Source organism: Altererythrobacter sp. Root672 (assembly GCF_001427865.1).
Classification (GTDB): Bacteria; Pseudomonadota; Alphaproteobacteria; order Sphingomonadales; family Sphingomonadaceae; genus Croceibacterium_A.
The window spans coordinates 273962-287733 of sequence record NZ_LMHH01000001.1 but is presented as its reverse complement, the minus strand read 5'-3'; the positions used below and the strand labels follow the sequence as shown (position 1 = coordinate 287733).

Annotated in this window: 14 protein-coding genes; 9 read left to right on the top strand and 5 right to left on the bottom strand. The window is 66.2% G+C overall.

Features of this window, described 5'->3' with window-relative positions:
• Nucleotides 1-20: 20 nt before the first annotated feature.
• Together ASD76_RS01315 and hemC are read right to left on the bottom strand one after the other, a co-directional pair.
• Nucleotides 21-710: a uroporphyrinogen-III synthase gene (locus tag ASD76_RS01315; protein WP_055917366.1), complete on the bottom strand. Its 690-nt coding sequence runs from the start codon at nucleotides 708-710 to the stop codon at nucleotides 21-23.
• Nucleotides 707-1636 (bottom strand): hydroxymethylbilane synthase, encoded by a 930-nt coding sequence (hemC, locus tag ASD76_RS01310; protein WP_082553550.1) that lies wholly within the window; start codon nucleotides 1634-1636, stop codon nucleotides 707-709. Before hemC ends, ASD76_RS01315 begins: the two co-directional genes overlap by 4 nt.
• A 47-nt stretch (nucleotides 1637-1683) precedes the next feature.
• Here hemC and tsaD point away from each other — a divergent pair, with 47 nt between their 5' ends.
• The 8 genes from tsaD to ASD76_RS01270 all read left to right on the top strand — a co-directional run bounded on the left by tsaD (nucleotide 1684) and on the right by ASD76_RS01270 (nucleotide 8778).
• Entirely contained in the window at nucleotides 1684-2721 is a 1038-nt protein-coding gene (tsaD, locus tag ASD76_RS01305; RefSeq protein WP_055917361.1) for a tRNA (adenosine(37)-N6)-threonylcarbamoyltransferase complex transferase subunit TsaD, read from the top strand.
• Entirely contained in the window at nucleotides 2718-3737 is a 1020-nt protein-coding gene (locus tag ASD76_RS01300; protein WP_082553549.1) for an NAD(P)H-dependent glycerol-3-phosphate dehydrogenase, read from the top strand. The genes tsaD and ASD76_RS01300 overlap by 4 nt, the downstream gene beginning before the upstream one ends.
• Nucleotides 3734-5239 carry a lipopolysaccharide biosynthesis protein gene (locus ASD76_RS01295; protein WP_055917357.1) on the top strand — a complete coding sequence of 502 codons (1506 nt, stop codon included), beginning with the start codon at nucleotides 3734-3736 and terminating at the stop codon, nucleotides 5237-5239. The genes ASD76_RS01300 and ASD76_RS01295 overlap by 4 nt, the downstream gene beginning before the upstream one ends.
• A 44-nt stretch (nucleotides 5240-5283) precedes the next feature.
• Nucleotides 5284-6027 (top strand): OmpA family protein, encoded by a 744-nt coding sequence (locus tag ASD76_RS01290; protein WP_055917354.1) that lies wholly within the window; start codon nucleotides 5284-5286, stop codon nucleotides 6025-6027.
• Between the two features lie 165 nt (nucleotides 6028-6192).
• Complete coding sequence (locus ASD76_RS01285; RefSeq protein WP_055917351.1) at nucleotides 6193-6789, top strand: helix-hairpin-helix domain-containing protein; 597 nt, start codon at nucleotides 6193-6195, stop codon at nucleotides 6787-6789.
• Nucleotides 6790-6865: 76 nt separating this feature from the next.
• On the top strand, nucleotides 6866-7252 hold the full coding sequence (locus ASD76_RS01280; protein WP_055917349.1) for a response regulator: 387 nt from the start codon (nucleotides 6866-6868) through the stop codon (nucleotides 7250-7252).
• Between the two features lie 64 nt (nucleotides 7253-7316).
• Complete coding sequence (locus ASD76_RS01275) at nucleotides 7317-8492, top strand: acyl-CoA dehydrogenase (RefSeq protein ID WP_055917346.1); 1176 nt, start codon at nucleotides 7317-7319, stop codon at nucleotides 8490-8492.
• Between the two features lie 61 nt (nucleotides 8493-8553).
• The gene (locus ASD76_RS01270) at nucleotides 8554-8778 is read left to right on the top strand and encodes a hypothetical protein (protein ID WP_055917344.1); all 225 of its coding nucleotides are present in this window, start codon (nucleotides 8554-8556) and stop codon (nucleotides 8776-8778) included.
• A gap of 13 nt (nucleotides 8779-8791) precedes the next feature.
• Here ASD76_RS01270 and ASD76_RS01265 read toward each other — a convergent pair whose 3' ends face one another.
• Nucleotides 8792-9832: a rod shape-determining protein gene (locus ASD76_RS01265; RefSeq protein ID WP_055917341.1), complete on the bottom strand. Its 1041-nt coding sequence runs from the start codon at nucleotides 9830-9832 to the stop codon at nucleotides 8792-8794.
• 250 nt (nucleotides 9833-10082) lie between these two features.
• Between ASD76_RS01265 and ASD76_RS01260 the strand changes: the two genes are divergently transcribed.
• A complete protein-coding gene (locus tag ASD76_RS01260) occupies nucleotides 10083-11219 on the top strand; it encodes a serine hydrolase domain-containing protein (RefSeq protein ID WP_162249627.1) in 1137 nt (378 codons plus the stop codon).
• A 1-nt stretch (nucleotide 11220) separates the two neighbouring features.
• On the opposite strand, the gene ASD76_RS01255 is transcribed toward ASD76_RS01260, so the two are convergent.
• On the bottom strand, nucleotides 11221-11580 hold the full coding sequence (locus ASD76_RS01255) for a hypothetical protein (protein WP_055917335.1): 360 nt from the start codon (nucleotides 11578-11580) through the stop codon (nucleotides 11221-11223).
• A 69-nt stretch (nucleotides 11581-11649) separates the two neighbouring features.
• The gene (locus tag ASD76_RS01250; protein ID WP_055917331.1) at nucleotides 11650-13770 is read right to left on the bottom strand and encodes an acetate--CoA ligase family protein; all 2121 of its coding nucleotides are present in this window, start codon (nucleotides 13768-13770) and stop codon (nucleotides 11650-11652) included.
• Nucleotides 13771-13772 lie beyond the last annotated feature (2 nt).

The window sequence follows — 13772 nt, the reverse complement described above, 5'->3', positions numbered from 1 at the left end:
TTTGACGTCGACCTCACTTCTCAGGTGAGGTCATGGCACATATCGGACGCCAAAGCCAAGAGCGCAGCTTCCGCCGGTACACTGGCAGATCGCACCGTGGCCCAGCCTTCTCCGGCCGCCTCGGCTATGCGCGGCCCGAGAACGGCCAAGGCCACGCAGCTCCTCGACACTCCGCAGCGGTCACATTCGCCGGCAAAATGCCGGGCTGCAGCGGCAGAGTGGAGCAACACAAGCGCCCCGCTCGCCAAACGTCCGGCGAGCGCATCGGGAAGTTGCAGACCCATGCTCTCGTAAGCAATACGCGTTTCAACGGAGATGCCGGGCGGTGGATAAAGTGGAACGTGTTCGGCTCCGGTCACTCGCAGCAGGCGCAACTGCTGGCCAACGAGGCCGTCGAGAACGGGTTGCAGGACCCCTTGCCCGCAAACCGCTACGGGAAAGCCTGCCGCCTCGGCCTCTTTCCCCGTCGCAGCTCCGACAGAATAGACCGGCTTGCCTCGGAACTGGTCGAGCGCCGGGCCGGCGTGCCGTACTGCGTTGGCACTGCCGAGCAGAAGCGCGTCGATGTTTTCAGGAGCCGGCGGGTCCCATTCGACCGCTCGGAGCGCGAACAACGGGCAGCCTTCGATTGTCAGGCCAAGTTCGCGTCCCGCCTCAACCGTAGCCGTGCATCCCGGCTCGGGCCTGATGGTGAGAATAAGCGCCGTCACTTGGGCCCAGTGAAGTGGGCGGATATTCCCGCCGTCGCCCGCGCGAGGAGATCTTCGGCGAGGCGCTCTGGCCCCGCGTTATCGCCTGCGGCGAAGCTGGCCGCTCCTTCGACACATTCTGCGCCATCGGGGCTGAAGAGGACGGCGCGCATCGACAGCATCGACTCCGAATGGTCGCACACCACCGCAATCGAGCTGTGACAGCTGCCACCAAGCGCGGCGAGCAGCGCCCGCTCGGCCATCGCTTCGGCCCGGCTCGGCGCGTGGTCGATGGCTTGCAGCAGGTCGCGCACGCGCTGGTCGTCGGTGCGGCACTCGATTCCGATCGCTCCCTGGGCAGGGGCGGGAAGCCAGTCCTTGGTCTCGAGCGGGTGGCCCGTGCCCGTCTCGCCAAGACGAACAAGGCCGGCAGCAGCGAGGAAAGTCGCGTCGAACTCCCCGGCAGCGAGCTTGGCCAGGCGCGTGGCGACATTGCCGCGCAGGGTTACCACTCGGCAATCGGGGCGCATGTGCAGCAGCTGTGCGGCGCGGCGCGGCGCGCTCGTGCCGATGGTCGCACCTTGCGGCAAGGCGTGCACCGTAGCGGCGCCGATCAGCACATCGCGCTTGTCGGCGCGCGGCAGGATCGCGGCGAGCGTGAAGCTGTCGGGCCGCCAGGTCTCCACGTCTTTGAGCGAATGGACCGCGGCGTCGATCTCGCCTTCGGCCAGCCATGCGTCGAGCTCTCGCGTCCACAACGCCTTGCCGCCGATCTCTGCGAGCGGCCGGTCCTGGATCTTGTCCCCGCTCGCGACAACGGGGACCAGCTCGACTGCGCACTCCTCCCAGCCATGGGCCGCACACAAGCGGGAGCGAGCTTCATAGGCCTGGGCCATGGCGAGCGGCGAGCGGCGTGTGCCGAGCTTAAGGAGTGGTGTAGTGGGCATCAGGTCGGCTTGCCCTAATTGTCATTTGCGTCCAGTGGAAGCACCGGATGAGGATCGTACTGGGCATCGAGAGCAGTTGCGACGAGACAGCCGCGGCGCTGGTGACGGAAGACCGTCGCATTCTCGCCCAGGCCATCGCTTCGCAAGACGACAGCCACGCACCCTACGGTGGCGTGGTTCCAGAGATCGCCGCCCGAGCCCATGCTGAACGCCTGACGCCCCTGATCGAGCGCGTACTCAAGGACGCGAATCTCTCGCTCAACGATTGTTCGGCGATCGCCGCGACGGCTGGACCAGGGCTGATCGGCGGGGTCATGGTTGGCCTCGTTACCGCCAAGGCCCTCGCCATGGCGAGCGACCGTCCGCTGCTGGCGATCAACCACCTCGAAGGCCACGCTCTGAGCCCGCGGCTTGCGGACCCCGACCTTCAGTTCCCCTATGCGCTGCTGCTGGTTTCGGGCGGCCATTGCCAGGTGCTGCGGGTCGACGGCGTCGGCCACTACCGGCGCCTGGCAACCACGATTGACGACGCGCTGGGCGAAGCGTTCGACAAGACCGCCAAGATCCTGCGCCTCGGCTTCCCCGGCGGCCCGGCTGTCGAACGGCTCGCGGCCGAAGGCAACGCCAAGGCCGTCCCCCTGCCCCGCCCGCTGTTCGGAAGCGAAGAACCGCACTTCTCCTTTGCCGGCCTCAAGAGCGCCGTCCTGCGCGCGCATGACAGCGGGAAGTACCAAGCGGCCGATATCGCCGCGAGCTTCCAGCAGGCCGCGATCGACTGCATCCTCGACCGCACAACCCGCGCCCTTGCCGCGATGGGCGACGTGACCGCGCTGGTCGTCGCTGGCGGTGTCGCCGCCAACCGCAGCGTACGCGCGGCGCTCGAGCAACTCGCCGCCAACCGCGGCCTCCGCTTCGTCGCCCCGCCGCTGGCTCTGTGCACGGATAACGCCGCGATGATCGCCTGGGCTGGTCAGGAGTGGCTTGAGAAGGGCCGCGCTGGCGATCCGCTCGACGTTGCCGCCCGGCCGCGCTGGCCTCTCGATCCGGACGCAGCGCCGGTGCGGGGCGCGGGGGTCAAGGCGTGAGCGCGCCGTCGATCGGTGTGGTCGGCGCTGGTGCCTGGGGCACCGCGCTCGCCCAGATGCTCGCTTCCGATGGTCGCGAGGTCATGCTGTGGGTGCTCGAGCCCGAGTTGGCGGATGAAATCAACACCCGCCACACCAACTCCCTGTTCCTGCCCTCAGCCGCGCTGGCACCGACGATCCGCGCCACCAGCGACCTCGCCGACACCGCCGGATGCGAACTGCTGCTGCTGGTCACCCCGGCCCAGCACCTCGCCACGACGATGGGACGGATGACGACTTACCCACGCGACCTCGTGCTCTGCGCCAAAGGTATCGAGGCCAGCAGCGGTCGCATGATGCACCAGGTGGCGGCAGAGGCTGCGCCCGGCAGCGAGATCGCGGTCCTCTCCGGCCCGACGTTCGCCCACGAAGTCGCAGCGGGCCTGCCCACCGCGGTCACCCTTGCCTGTGGCGGAGGCGAGGCCCAGTGGCAGCGTCTTGCCACGGCGATCGCCCGCCCGGCCTTCCGTCCCTATTACAGCGACGACTTGACCGGCGCCGAGGTTGGCGGAGCAGTAAAGAACGTGCTCGCCATCGCCTGCGGGGTCGTCGAAGGGCTGGGCCTCGGCCAGAACGCCCGCGCCGCGCTCATCGCTCGCGGCTACGCCGAAATGCAGCGCTTCGGCGAAGCCCTTGGCGCGCAACGGGCGACACTCGCCGGCCTTTGTGGCCTGGGCGACCTGGTCCTGACCTGTTCGTCGACCTCCAGCCGTAACTTCTCGCTCGGAGTGGCGCTTGGGCAGGGACAGGATCCCAAGGCCCTGATGCGCGAACGCCATACCGTCGCCGAAGGCGCCCACACCGCGCCCATCCTTGTCGAGCTTGCACAAAAGCACGGGGTAAGCATGCCGATCGTAGAGTCGGTAGGGCACCTCCTCGAAGGCGCGCCTGCGCTCGAGGTGGTCTCCCGTATTCTCGCGCGCCCGCTAACGGCCGAAGATCAGCCTTCGCCGCTGCCTGAAAGGCCAGCGATTTGACGCCCGCTGCGGGCGAGGCTCCCGGCGGCGATCTTGCCGTGCTGGCGAAAGGCGGGCGGACCAACCTGCTCGGCTTCCTCCTGCGGTTAGCCGCGAGGCTGCCGTTCCTGTTCATCGCCGGACGTTTCTACGGCCCGGATGCCCTGGGCCGCTTCGCTTCGGCGCTGGTCATCGTCGAGCTGGCGGCGATGGTCTGCACTTTCGGCGAAAAGCGCGGCCTGGCGCAGCGCCTCTCCGAAGGCGACGAGGACCCGACCCATTTGGTGTTTGACGGCCTGGCGGCAGCCCTGCTCGCCGGCGTCGTGGCGAGCGTGGCGCTCTGGTTCGTGCCGGCACCCATGTTCCCGAGCGGAATCTATACCGAAGTTGACCGCCTGCTGGTGCTGGCGATCCCGGCCCTGGCCGCCACCGAGATCCTGCTGGCGGCGCAGGCCTACCGCTACGACGTGGCAGCAACCGTCCGTGCCCGAGCGGTGGTGGAGCCGTGGACCATTTCGATCATGGCCGGGGTGCTGGCGTTCGTGGCGCCGCAGAGCGGGCTGTCGCTCGCCTACATCATCTCGATCTACGCCGCCCTGCTGACCGCCGCCTGGCCGTTCTTCAAGAGCTACGGGCTACCGCGCGGGTGGCGTTTCAATCCGAAGCGGATCGCGCGCATGGCCACACGCGGCCTGCCGGTCGCCGCCGCAGATACGATCGAATGGGGCACCCGCCGGCTCGACATCTTCATCCTCGGCCTGTTCGCCGCCCCGGCCGCGGTCGGCATCTACTACGTGGCCCAGCAAGTCGCGAGCCTTCCGCAGAAGCTCAAGACCAGCTTCGAACCGATCCTCGGCCCCGTCCTGACGCGCAAGCTCAAGGAAAAGGACTACGCCGCAATTGCCAAACAGGTCTGCCAGGTCGGCTTCTGGATCACCGCCGCCCAGGCGGGCGTTGGCCTGGCGCTCGGCATTCCGGGCGAGGCGATCATGGGACTGGTCGGCCCGCACTTCGTCGGCGCCACCGGCGCACTCGGCTTCCTCCTCGCGGCCGAGGTCGTCGCCGCGACGGCTGTCGTATCGGAAGCCGCCCTCATTTACGTCGCCAGGCTGCGGAACCTGTGGGTCTCGTTCGGCACGATCGCGCTGCAGGCCGGGCTGACAGTGGGCGCCATGCTGCTGGCCGATAAACTGGAGTTCAACGACGGCTGGCGCGCCGCCGCCGTGGCCGCATCGCTGATGCTCGCGCTTGGGGTTTCGTCGGTGATCAAGGCCATCATGCTCAGCCGGATAGTCGGCCGCGCGATCAACAACTGGCGCTGGGCGCTGGTCGTGGCATCGGCCGCGGCGGTGGTAGTCGGGCAGCTTGTGATCCGGATGCCGGAATGGGCGCAGCTGGTGATCGGCATTCCCACTCTGATGGCCGTCTATGGCTGGATCATCTGGACCCGAGGCTTCGGACCCGAAGACCGCGTCCTGTTCGCCCGCAAGGTCAAGCAGGAAGAGGTTGAAGAGGGGCACTAGCTTCCTCTCGACGCGCGGCAACCGATCAAGCTAGGGTCTGCGCGATGCCCATGTTGCGTAGCCCAATCGTCGTATCGCTCGGCTTCCTACCCGTTGCCGCGCTCGCTTTCCTGGCGAGCGCGCTGAATGGGAGGGACATGGCGGCCAGTCTCGACGCCCAGGCCAAGGTGGCAATCGCGAAGGCAAACGGTGCGCCGGTGCGGGCCCGGTTCGCCACGGCAAACGGAGCGCCATCGCGCCATCCGCTGCTCAGCGGCGGAGAGAAGCTCGACGAAGGCACCCGTGACCGCGTGGCCAAGGCCGTCGCGGCCATTCACGGCGTCGGAGGCGTTACGTGGGTGGATGGCACCGCTCTGGCAGTGACTACTCAGACATCGATCAAGCCTCAGCACTGCCAGGACGATGTCGAAGCTCTGCTGAACGCCCGCACCCTCCGGTTCGAGGAAGGGTCGTCGCGGATCCAGGTGGCGAGCGGAGAACTGGTCGACGAAGTGGCCGCAGCTCTGCGACCATGCCTCGGCAGCATCATCGCCATTACCGGGCATACTGATTCTTCTGGTTCGGAAGCAGGCAATGTCCAACTATCGCTCGCCCGAGCTCGCGCGGTTCGCGATGCGCTGATCGCGCGGGGCATTCCGGCTGATGGGCTGCGCACGCGCGGGCTAGGCTCGCGCTCGCCCGTTGAGGGTCTCGACTCTTCCGATCCCGCGAACCGGCGGATCGAGTTCAGCGTGCTTGCGCTTCAGCCGATCAAGCCGACACCCGTCGACACCCCTGGCCCACGCTAGACCGGTCATTTCGGCGGAGAGATTGCAAAGCGACGGCTTCGCCCCCTAAAGACCGATACATGCCAATCTGGATGGAACTGCTGGTGCTGATGCTGGTCGCCTACGTGGTGGGGATCGCGATCGGTTGGATCCTCTGGGGCCGAGAATTGAGCAAGGAGATGGCTGATGGTTGAGCTGGTGCATGAGAACTGGATCTTCCTGGTCATCGCATTGGTCATCGGGCTGCTCACCGCGTGGTGGGTGCTGGTCGCCTCGCGCCGGACCAAAGTGGACATCAGCCGCAGCGAGGACGGAGCGCCGGCCAAGCGAAATCAGGCCCTGATCGACGCTCGGCCAGCGGCTGCGCCTCAAGTCGAGATTCCGCCACAGACCCCGGTCGGCCTTGCCGGCGTGGGTGAGGCGGTTGCCGCAGCGGCCGCTCCAGTCGAAGTGGCGCCTGAACCAGCACCTGAGCCGATCCCTGAACCGACCCCAGAGCCGACTCCAGCGCCTGCGCCTACCGTGGCGCCAGCTTCGTCTGGACCCGCCGACGACCTTACCCGGATCAAGGGCCTCGGCCCCAAGATCGCGCTGCAATTGAAGGACCTCGGCGTAAGCACTTTCGCCCAGATTGCGGCCTGGGACGATGCCGAGATCGACCGCATCGACGCCCAGCTCGGCCGCTTCCAAGGCCGCATCCGCCGCGACGACTGGCCCACCCAGGCGCGCCTCCTGGCCGCGGGCGATACCTCCGGATACGAGGCAAAGTTCGGAAAGCTCTAAGCGCGCCACGGGAACAATCGGGTAACGCTCGACTTATGTTACTTGGGCCTAGATGTCGGCCCGGGAGACCTGAGAGATGGCGCGCTCCACTGCGTATGACAGGCCGACGGTGCTTGTCGTTGAAGACGAGTTCATCATTGCGCTCGACTTGTCGGAAACGGTGAAAGACCTCGGGTACGCGCTGGAGGGTCCCTTCCCCGACAAGAAGCGGGCGCTGGCCTCCATCAGGGGCGGCATGCCCGACTGCGCGATCCTGGACATCCAGACCAGCGACGGAGAGGTTTATCCGCTGGCTGATGAATTGGTCGAAGCCGGTGTCCCGATCATCTTCCACTCCGGCCACGTGCCTCCGGAAGAGGTCCGCAGCCGCTATCCCGACGCTGTGGCCTGCAGCAAACCCTGCCCTCCCGATCAGTTGATCGAAGTGCTGCAGGAAGCCGTCGCAAGGGCACACGCCGAGTAATCACTGCAACGATTGGCGAGACCCTCCGCAGCCGCTAAACCGGTTGCAAAGGAGACTTGCAGACATGGTGCCATTCAGCTGGGCGGACCCGCTCGACCTCGAAGGCCAGCTGAGCGAAGAGGAGCGCATGATCCGCGACGCTGCGCGCGGTTTCGCTCAAGACGTGCTCCAGCCGCGCGTGATCGAAGGCTTCCGCGACGAGATCGACGCGCCGGAGCTGTTTCCGCTGATGGGTGAAGCTGGATTGCTTGGCGTGACCATTCCCGACGAGTTCGGTGGGGCCGGCGCCAACTATGTTTCCTATGGCCTGGTGGCGCGGGAGATCGAGCGGGTGGACTCGGGTTACCGCTCGATGGCTTCGGTCCAATCGAGCCTCGTGATGTACCCGATCCACGCCTACGGTTCGGCGGAGCAGAAGGCCAACTACCTGCCGCACCTCGCGAGCGGAGAGTTGATCGGATGCTTCGGCCTGACCGAGCCCGATGCCGGCTCCGACCCCGCTTCGATGCGGACTTACGCTAGGAAGGATGGCGACGGGTTCGTCCTTTCTGGCAGCAAGACCTGGATCAGCAATTCCCCGTTCGCCGACTTGTTCGTGGTCTGGGCCAAGAGCGAAGCGCACGACGGACGCATCCGTGGGTTCCTGCTTGAAAAGGGCATGCCCGGACTTTCCGCACCCAAGATCGAGGGCAAGTTCTCGCTGCGCGCCTCGACCACGGGCATGATCATGATGGACGAGATCAAGCTACCCGCCGAGGCGCTGCTGCCCGGCGTCGAGGGCATGAAGGGCCCGTTCGGCTGCCTCAACCGCGCACGCTACGGCATTTCGTGGGGCACGATGGGTGCGGCCGAGTTCTGCCTTTCCGCGGCACGCGAATACGGGCTCGACCGCAAGCAGTTCGGCAGGCCGCTCGCCGCCAACCAGCTGTTCCAGAAGAAACTCGCCGACATGGAGACCGAGATTGCGCTGGGGCTCCAGGGTTCGCTCCAGGTCGGACGGCTGATGGACGAAGGGCGGTTCGCGCCCGAGATGATCAGCCTGGTCAAGCGCAACAACGCCGGCAAGGCGCTGGAGATCGCTCGCTGGGCGCGCGACATGCACGGCGGTAATGGCATCTCCGAGGAATACCAGGTGATCCGCCACATGCTGAACCTGGAAAGCGTCAACACCTACGAAGGGACGCATGACGTCCATGCGCTGATCCTGGGCCGGGCGATCACCGGGATCGCGGCGTTCTAAGGTAAGCGGGAACCCTGCCCCCGGTTGTCCGCTTTAAACGGTTGCAACCTAGGAGTTTGACATGATCGGCAAGATGATCGGCGCTATCGCCGGCGCGAAGGTGGCAGAACATGCGCGCGGGGTCAGTGGCCCGGTCGGCGCTCTGATCGGGGTAGGTATCGTCGCGGCCATCCGTCGGATGAGCCCGGTCACGCTCGTCGCAGCGGCTGTGGGAGGCTACGTGCTCAAGCGCTACACCGAAAAGCAGGCCACGAAGAAGCCGGCGCCGCGAGCAGCGGCGCGCTGACGTCTGGGCGGCGCTACGCCGCCAGCAGGACCCCCCGGAAGCCGTGGTCCTCCAGCGCCCGACCAGCTCCCAATGCGACGCAATTGAGCGGATCCTCGGCCACGCGCACCGGCAGGCCGGTTACCTCCGACAGGCGCTGGTCGATGCCGTGGAGCAGCGAACCGCCTCCCGTCATCACGATGCCGTTTTCGAGGATGTCGGCGGCGATTTCCGGCGCGGTCGTTTCCAACGCGCGGCGCACCGCATCGACGATCTGCGAGACTGTGCTCGCCAAAGCGTCTGCTACGTCCGAGCGCTTGATCGAGACTTCGCGCGGAATGCCGCGGACCGCATCGCGACCACGGATGGTGATCTCTTCCTCGCTGCCATCGCAAATGGCGGAGCCGGCTTCCTTCTTGACCCGTTCGGCCGTGGCCTCGCCGATGTGCAGGTTGTGGTGGCGGCGGACGTAGGAGACGATCGCCTCATCCATCTGATCGCCGCCGACCCGCTCGGACAGCGAAGTGCTCATCCCGCCGATCGACATCACGCCGACTTCGGTCGAGCCACCGCCGATATCGACCACCATCGAGCCGATCGGGTGGACCACCGGCAAGTCGGCGCCGATCGCCGCGGCCATTGGCTCTTCGATCAGCCACACCTGTCGCGCCCCAGCGTTCGAAGCCGCATCGCGAATGGCGCGCCGTTCGACTGCAGTCGAGCCGGAGGGAACGCAGATGACGATCTCGGGGCTCTTGAACCGGCGCGGCCCAAGCCGCTCGCGGGCCTTGCGTACGAAATGCTTGATCATGTGCTCGGCGATCTCGAGGTCGGCGATGACCCCGTTGCGCAGCGGGCGGATCGTGCGGACATTCTCCGGCGTCTTGCCCAGCATGAGCTTGGCATCGGCACCCACCGCGCGGACGGTATCGATCCCGTTGATAGTCTCGATGGTGACGACCGACGGCTCTGCCAGAACAACACCGTGATCGCGGAGATAGACGACGGTATTCGCAGTCCCGAGGTCAATGGCCAAGTCCGCCGAAGCGAATGGCATGACGCTAAAAATCGACATGTTTTTGTTTATCCCGACCCTTCCCCCCTTGGGGATTGGGACGAGATCAGCACCCTTTCCTGTCTGCAGTGTTAACGGTCCCACCTACCGCCGTTAACCACGACCGGAGGTGGCCATAAGGCGACGAGCCCCCGGAAAAGTGCAGAACCGGCTTGTCGTTTATCGGCTTCGAACGCTCGTTTGCCGATCCTCAAGTGCACTTGAGTAGTGCTGGTGTATTATGCACACAGGGCACCTGGGGACTGACCAAATGACGTCGAATTCCGCGACCATCCGCTTGGATATGCTGAAGTCATCGGAACAGGCAGGTGCGGCCGATGTGGTCGCCCGCGAGATCTTCGAAGCCGGTCCCGCAAGAGCGCCTGCCTTGTCGCTGGCGGTGGCGCGCAGCGACGGTGTCGTATGGGCAGAGGCCTATGGCAAGTCGAACCTGGAGTTCGATGTGCCAGCCACGACCGACCACCTGTTTCGCCTCGGCTCGGTCAGCAAGCCCGTCACCACCGTGGCCGCGGCGAAGCTTGTCACCTCTGGCTTGCTTGATCTCGAGGCCCCGATTTCGACCTGGCTGCCTGAACTACCCGATCATCACAAGACGACCACGATGAAGCAGCTGCTGACCCATCAGAGCGGCGTGCGGCACTACCTGGCCAAGGACTTCGACATCACGGCGCCGGGCGGTGCGATCTATTCGCGAAGCTATGCCACGAACGAGGAGGTCATGGCGCTGTTCATCGAGGATCCCCTGGTTGCCCCACCCGGCACGAGTGTCAGCTATTCCTCGTACGGCTACACGCTGGCCTCGATCGTCATGGAAGCCGCGGCGGGGCTTCCCTTCCTGGAGCTTATCCAGCGCGAGATCGCCCAGCCTTTCGCCTTGCCCAGCCTGACCGAGGACGCCCCGCTGACGATCCTGCCCTTGCGAGCGAACGGCTACATGGTCGAGTTCGAGCGGAACATGTTCTTCGATCAGTTGGCCGTCGAAGCCCGGCCCAAGTTGAGCGACGGTTACATCAACATTCCGTCGAACAACCCGGCCTTCTGCTGGGCCGGGGCCGGTTTGCTGATGACGCCGTCCGACGCCGCGCGCTTTGGTGCCGCCCTCCTCGCTTCGCCGAACGCCAGGATCAGTGAGGCCGAGAGGACACTGCTGTTCACCCCGCTGACCAAGGCGACGAACAACTCGCCACCGCTCGGGCTGGGCTGGCGGATCGACACGGACAAGGCCGGGCGCCTCCGCTGGCATCACGCGGGCGCCACTGCCGGTGGGCGCTTCGGCCTGGTGATCTACCCCGCCCTCGGCCTGTCGATCGCGCTGGGGAGCAACTTGATGGTTTCTCCTGGGGATGTGCTCGGCCCCGCCTCTCGCTTGGCCGACGTCTTCACCTAGCTCACTTGACCTTGGGCAAGTCCGCCTGGCGTAGCTCGACCAGGCGCCAATCGCCGTCTCGCAGGCAAGCGACCCCGGTCAGGTAGTCCTGGGTGAATTGGCGACAGCGGTCACCACTCGCGGTCGTGAACATCTGCCCGGCGCTCACACCGCGTTGGCCGTCGCTTCCGCGCGAGGGATCGACCAGAACCGACGCGACCTCCGGGGTGAGAATTACGCTCCCCTCCTCGTAGACCACGGGCGAGTCCGAAGGCCGAGTGACGTGGTAGAGTTGAGCCGCGCCGAACCCGAAGACCGCCATCAGCACGCCCCAGGCCCAGACCCGGCGCGTACCGCTGCTCTTGTTCGCTTCTTCCGTCATTACCCCTCAACCCACAGGTGTATTACTCGACTATATCAGCGAGCCCTGTGGGTTGGTCAAGGCGCGCTGTCAGTCGACCAGCATCAACGCATCCAGCGCGACGACACCTTCGCCCTCGGGATGGATGATGACTGGGTTGAGGTCGACCTCGCGGATTGAGGGGCTGCCGGCCATGACCCGGCCGATCTGCACGATCAGCCCGGCCAGCGCCGCAACGTCCAGCGCCGGAGAACCGCGATAGCCCTTGAGCAATGCGGCCTGCTTCAATTCGAGCAGTCCGGCATGCACCGCCGCCTGATCCAGGTCGGGCGTGAACAACTTCACGTCCTTGAGGATCTCGGCCGTTACGCCGCCGAAGCCGGCCAGGACGACCGGACCCCATTCGGGATCGTTCTTGGCGCCGACGATCATCTCGGTGCCCATGCGGCCCATCTTCTCGACCAGCACGCCGTCGAGCACGATCGAGGCGTCGTAAGCCCCGACGTTGGCGTACATGCGGTCGAACGCAGCACGCACGTCGTCACCCGACTTGAGGTTGAGGATCACCCCGCCCGCGTCGCTCTTGTGTCCGAGCGCAGCGGCCTGGGCCTTCATCACCACCGGATAACCGATAGCTTCGGCAGCGGCGACGGCTTCATCAGCGCTGGCTGCGAACTTGCTCTCAGGGAACGCGAGGCCGAGCGGCCGGAGCAGTTCCTTGGACTTGTACTCCGGAACCACGCCCGCGACCGTGTCGATGCCCGGAACCGCGATCGGCTCGCCCGAACGGTCGGTCAGGTCGCGCTTGGCGAGGTCCGCCAGGCGAGCGATCGCGCGATAGGCGCGCTCGGTGCTCGGGAACCAGGGGATGCCGACCTTACGCAGACCCGCGATGTAGTCCTCGGGAACCGTCGCGCCCTCGTCGACACCGGCAAAGACCAGCGGCTTGGGGAACGAGCCAGATTCGAGCACCTTGATGATGTGCGGGAACTTGATGCCGCTGGTGATCGGGTCCGACTGGATGATCGAGGCCACCACCGAACCGACGCGCTCATCCTCGAGCAGCGCGGTCAGGACCTTGGTGTAGATCTCCGGCTCCGACAGGCCGAGCGCCGTAATGTCGGTCGGGTTCGAAACCGGCACGAAGTCCGGCAGCACCGCGCGCAGCACCGGGCTGTTGTCGTCGTTGAGGTCGATCAGGTCGAGGCCGATGTCTTCGGCAATGTCGAACGCCAGGCCACGCAGGGCGCCGCTTTCGCCGAGCACCGCCATGTTGGCACCCGGAAGCGCCGGGCAGCGCAGGGCGATCTCGGTGATGTCGGCAAGCTCTTCCAGCGTGTCGGCGAAGATCACGCCTTCGCGGGCGAGCTTGGTCTTCATCAAGGCATAGTCGCCTGCCATCGCACCGGTGTGCGTGGCGGCGCTTTCCTGCGCCTTGTTCGACTTGCCCGGGTGCAGCATGACGATAGGCTTGCCGGCAGCGCGAGCGCGGCGAGCCGCGGCGACGAACGCCTTCGGGCGGCGCAGGCTCTCGACGTACATGGCGATGACGTGGGTGTCCTCGTCATCGATCAGCCACTCGACGTAGTCCTCGACGCCGGAGGCGGCCTCGTTGCCGGTCGAAACCGAGGTCGAGACATAGCAGCCGCGCGGATGCAGCGCGGTCGCCAGGACCGCGGCGAGCGCGCCCGACTGGCTGGCCACACCGACGGCGCGTGCGCCCTTGGGCGGCGTCATCATGTTGGTTTCGACGAAAGTCAGCGGGACCCGCTCGACGTAGTTGGTGCAGCCGAGGCAGTTCGGGCCTTCGATCACCATGCCGTGCTCGGCAGCGATCCGACCCAGTTCGAGCTGGTCCCGCATGCCTTCCTCGCCCGCTTCGGAAAAGCCGGCCGAGTAGATCACCACCGCGCCGCAGTTGCGGGCGGCGAGCTGACGAACGGTGTCGAGCACGAAGGGACGCGGAATGGCGAGGACGGCGCAGTCGATGCCCTCGGGCAGTTCGCTGACGTCGTGATAGACCTTGAGGCCGAGCAGTTCGTCGCGCTTGGGGTTCACCGGGTAGATGTCACCCGCGAACTCGTACTGGACGAGGTTGTTGAGCAGCGTGGCGCCGAGCGCCCCCTTGCGGTCCGACGCGCCGATCACGGCCACGGACTTGGGCCGCAGCAGCCGGTCGATCTGCTGGTTGGTGAAACGCCGCTCGGTCATCG

Bases quoted from the DNA above. Each gene is read 5' to 3' on its own strand.
- hemC (WP_082553550.1), bottom strand. From the start codon at position 1,636: ATGCCCACTACACCACTCCTTAAGCTCGGCACACGCCGCTCGCCGCTC.
- tsaD (WP_055917361.1), top strand. From the start codon at position 1,684: ATGAGGATCGTACTGGGCATCGAGAGCAGTTGCGACGAGACAGCCGCG.
- ASD76_RS01290 (WP_055917354.1), top strand. From the start codon at position 5,284: ATGCCCATGTTGCGTAGCCCAATCGTCGTATCGCTCGGCTTCCTACCC.
- ASD76_RS01285 (WP_055917351.1), top strand. From the start codon at position 6,193: ATGGTTGAGCTGGTGCATGAGAACTGGATCTTCCTGGTCATCGCATTG.
- ASD76_RS01280 (WP_055917349.1), top strand. From the start codon at position 6,866: ATGGCGCGCTCCACTGCGTATGACAGGCCGACGGTGCTTGTCGTTGAA.
- ASD76_RS01275 (WP_055917346.1), top strand. From the start codon at position 7,317: ATGGTGCCATTCAGCTGGGCGGACCCGCTCGACCTCGAAGGCCAGCTG.
- ASD76_RS01270 (WP_055917344.1), top strand. From the start codon at position 8,554: ATGATCGGCAAGATGATCGGCGCTATCGCCGGCGCGAAGGTGGCAGAA.
- ASD76_RS01265 (WP_055917341.1), bottom strand. From the start codon at position 9,832: ATGTCGATTTTTAGCGTCATGCCATTCGCTTCGGCGGACTTGGCCATT.
- ASD76_RS01260 (WP_162249627.1), top strand. From the start codon at position 10,083: ATGACGTCGAATTCCGCGACCATCCGCTTGGATATGCTGAAGTCATCG.
- ASD76_RS01255 (WP_055917335.1), bottom strand. From the start codon at position 11,580: ATGACGGAAGAAGCGAACAAGAGCAGCGGTACGCGCCGGGTCTGGGCC.
- ASD76_RS01250 (WP_055917331.1), bottom strand. From the start codon at position 13,770: ATGACCGAGCGGCGTTTCACCAACCAGCAGATCGACCGGCTGCTGCGG.